This window comes from Gordonia sp. (in: high G+C Gram-positive bacteria), assembly GCF_049299075.1.
GTDB lineage: Bacteria > Actinomycetota > Actinomycetes > Mycobacteriales > Mycobacteriaceae > Gordonia.
The window spans coordinates 1-3,208 of the sequence record NZ_JBAQWU010000277.1 but is presented as its reverse complement, the minus strand read 5'-3'; the positions used below and the strand labels follow the sequence as shown (position 1 = coordinate 3,208).

The 3,208-nt window shown below is 65.8% G+C and carries 4 protein-coding genes; all 4 read left to right on the top strand.

What is annotated here, in order from left to right; all coding sequences use genetic code 11:
* Window positions 1-511 (top strand): CBS domain-containing protein (locus WAW85_RS08540; protein WP_422559191.1); only part of this gene is annotated, 511 nt, incomplete at its 5' end.
* Window positions 508-1,047 (top strand): DUF1003 domain-containing protein, encoded by a 540-nt coding sequence (locus WAW85_RS08535; RefSeq protein ID WP_422559190.1) that lies wholly within the window; start codon window positions 508-510, stop codon window positions 1,045-1,047. The genes WAW85_RS08540 and WAW85_RS08535, both read left to right, overlap by 4 nt.
* 147 nt (window positions 1,048-1,194) lie before the next feature.
* Window positions 1,195-2,325: a lytic murein transglycosylase gene (locus WAW85_RS08530; protein ID WP_422559189.1), complete on the top strand. Its 1,131-nt coding sequence runs from the start codon at window positions 1,195-1,197 to the stop codon at window positions 2,323-2,325.
* Window positions 2,326-2,359: 34 nt separating this feature from the next.
* Window positions 2,360-3,208, top strand: an 849-nt coding sequence (locus WAW85_RS08525; protein ID WP_422559188.1) for a P-loop NTPase, incomplete at its 3' end; no start/stop codon positions are given.

Here is a 3,208-nt window from a genome sequence, read left to right as displayed (position 1 = left end):
CCCGGAGGAATCCGAGCCCGTACGTCGCCTGCTGCTGCACTCCCCCGACACCGCCGGCGGCGTGATGACTCCCGAGCCGATCATCGTCTCGACGGCCGCCACCGTTTCCGAGGCGCTGGCCCGGGTGGCCAACCCCGACATCGGCCCGGCCACCGCCACCATGGTGCTGGTGGTGCGGCCGCCGACCAGCACCCCGACCGGCAAGTTCCTCGGTGTCGCGCACACCCAGGCGTTACTGCGCGAGCCCCCCGCCAACCTGGTGGCCGGCATCCTCGACGACGACATCCCGCACCTGAGACCGGAAGACTCCCTGGAGACGATGACTCGATTCTTCGCCACCTACAACCTGGCCCTGGCTCCGGTGGTCGACGAGGACCGCCATTTGCTCGGCGCGGTGACGGTCGACGACCTGCTCGACGCCGTACTGCCGCGTGACTGGCGCGAACAAGAACCCAATGACGCCGTCACCGACACCGACCAGCCGGGCCGCGCATCAGGGGCCACCACATGAGCGCCCGCCGACTCGACACCCCCAGCGACGGCCGCCGAAGTTTCACCGCACGACTGGACGCCGACGTCATCGGGATCTACGCCGAACGCGTCGCGCGCTTCCTCGGCACCGGCCGCTACCTGGCCATCCAAACCATCATCGTCATCGTATGGATTTTCCTGAACATCGGGGTGTTCGCCTTCGAATGGGATCCGTACCCGTTCATCCTGCTGAACCTCGCTTTCTCCACGCAGGCCGCATACGCCGCACCGCTGATCCTGCTCGCGCAGAACCGCCAGGAGAACCGCGACAAGGTCTCGCTCGACGAGGACCGGCGCCGGGCCGCTCAGACCAAAGCCGACACCGAGTTCCTCGCCCGCGAATTAGCCGCGGTGCGCGTGGCGGTCGGCGAGACGGTGACCCGCGACTATCTTCGCCGCGAACTCGATGATCTGCTCGACGAGCTCGTCGATCGGATCGACGCGCGCCAGCGCGGATCTGTTCGCGACGACGATGTGCCCCCCGCCCTGGGCGGTCAACCCGATTTACCGAACTGATTGCTTTCGGCACCTTACTGCAGGGTATGCTGGCTCACAGTCCGCATCTATCGCCGCTCGGCTCACGGTGCACCATGGACGCCACCGATCACCGAAAGAACGATCAGCAACTGATGGGGATGAGTTTCTGATGAGGATGAATCACTGATGCGTACCGGATCTTCTCGTGCGCTGCGCGGTGCCGTTGTCACCACCGGCGTTGCCGCAATTGGCGCTGCCATGCTGGTCAGTGCCACCGGTAGCACATCCGGGGGCGCGCTGGCCGCGCCCGCCGTTGCCAGCGTCACCCAGGTCAGCGACAACGACGTCAATGCCGTCGCACACGCAGTGCCCGCCTCGTCGCCCAGCCTTTACGGTTTCGCGCCACCAGCCGAGTCCGCAGCGGTCGGCAACGCGCAGTTCCGCATTGCGGCAAACCTGCCCAGTGGCCCCCTCGGCATCCCCGGCGTCGTTCTGCAGGCCTACAAACTTGCCGCCACCCGCGTCGCGGCCGAGAATTCGCAGTGCCAACTCCCCTGGTACCTGCTCGCCGGCATCGGCCGCATCGAGTCCGGTCACGCAGGCAACGGCAACGTCGATGAGTACGGCAACACCCGCACCAAAATCCGCGGCCCGGTGCTCGACGGCTCGCTGGCCGGCAACGAGGTGATTACCGATTCCGATGGTGGCGCGTTCGACGGTGACGCGCGACATGACCGCGCCATGGGTCCCATGCAGTTCATCCCGAGCACCTGGAAAGCCTGGGGCAGCGACGCCAACGGCGACGGCAAATCCGATCCAGACAACATCTTCGATGCGGCCTATTCGGCCGGTCGCTACCTGTGCCAGGGTGTCTCCGACATCATGGCCGACGGCTCCAAAGTGAACAATGTGCTGCGCTACAACCGCAGCGTCGCCTACGCCAATAATGTCCTCGGCTGGGCCGCCGCCTATGCCACCGGAGTGGTCCCCACCGAGGGCATCCCCGAGATGAACCACGCGGCGCCCACGACAGAAAAGAAAGATAAGAAGGACACCAAGGACGAGAAGCCCGGCGAGAGCACCGAGGATTCGACGACGTCCACCACCACACCGAAAGCGACGCAGCCGCAGCAGCACTGCCTCGGCGCGATCTGCCTGCCACCGGGAGTCGGCCCGCAGGCCGCGCCCAAGTCGACGCCGAAGCAGGCGCCGAAGTCCAGTGGTACGCAGCAGGCCACCCCGAAGGTAACGAGCACCAAGAAGCCGACGGTCACCAAGAAGCCAGCAAGCACCAAGGCCACTCCCCCCGGCCGCTGACGGCGCTGCGGTCCGGCTCACTAGACTGGGCACTGTGAGCACCACTGCAGCCCCCACCGAAGCCGCCGTTCGATCGGCACTCAGCAAGGTCAACGATCCGGAGATCGGCCGGCCGATCACTGATTTGAACATGGTGAAATCGGTGACCGTCGGTGACGACGGCAGCGTGGATGTCGGGATCTACCTGACCACTGCGGGCTGTCCGATGAAAGACAAGATCAGCAACCGGGTGAAAACTGCCGTCGCCGACGTTCCCGGGGCCGGCGAGATCCGCGTCGAACTCGATGTGATGAACGACGAGCAGCGCACCGCCTTGCGTAAGCAGTTACGCGGCGACCGGGCCGAACCGGAGATTCCGTTCGCCAAGCCGGGCAACTTGACCCGCGTCTACGCCATCGCCTCCGGCAAAGGCGGCGTCGGCAAGTCCAGCGTCACGGTCAACCTGGCTGTCGCGTTGGCGGACCGCGGCCTCTCGGTGGGCGTCCTCGACGCCGACATCTACGGTCACAGTATCCCGCGCATGCTGGGTAGTGACGCTAAGCCGACGCAGGTCGAGTCGATGATCATGCCGCCGCAAAGCCACGGCGTGAAGTTCATCTCGATCGGTCAGTTCACCGATGGCAATACCCCGGTCACCTGGCGTGGACCGATGCTGCACCGCGCGCTACAACAGTTTCTCGCCGACGTCTACTGGGGCGACCTGGACGTGCTGCTCCTGGATCTGCCGCCGGGGACCGGCGATGTCGCGATCTCCATCGCTCAGCTGATTCCAGGCGCGGAAATCCTGGTCGTGACCACCCCACAACAGGCTGCCGCCGAGGTGGCCGAGCGTGCCGGGTCGATCGCCCTGCAGACCAAGCAGAAGATCCTCGGTGTCGTGGAG

Bases quoted from the DNA above. Each gene is read 5' to 3' on its own strand.
- WAW85_RS08535 (WP_422559190.1), top strand. From the start codon at position 508: ATGAGCGCCCGCCGACTCGACACCCCCAGCGACGGCCGCCGAAGTTTC.
- WAW85_RS08530 (WP_422559189.1), top strand. From the start codon at position 1,195: ATGCGTACCGGATCTTCTCGTGCGCTGCGCGGTGCCGTTGTCACCACC.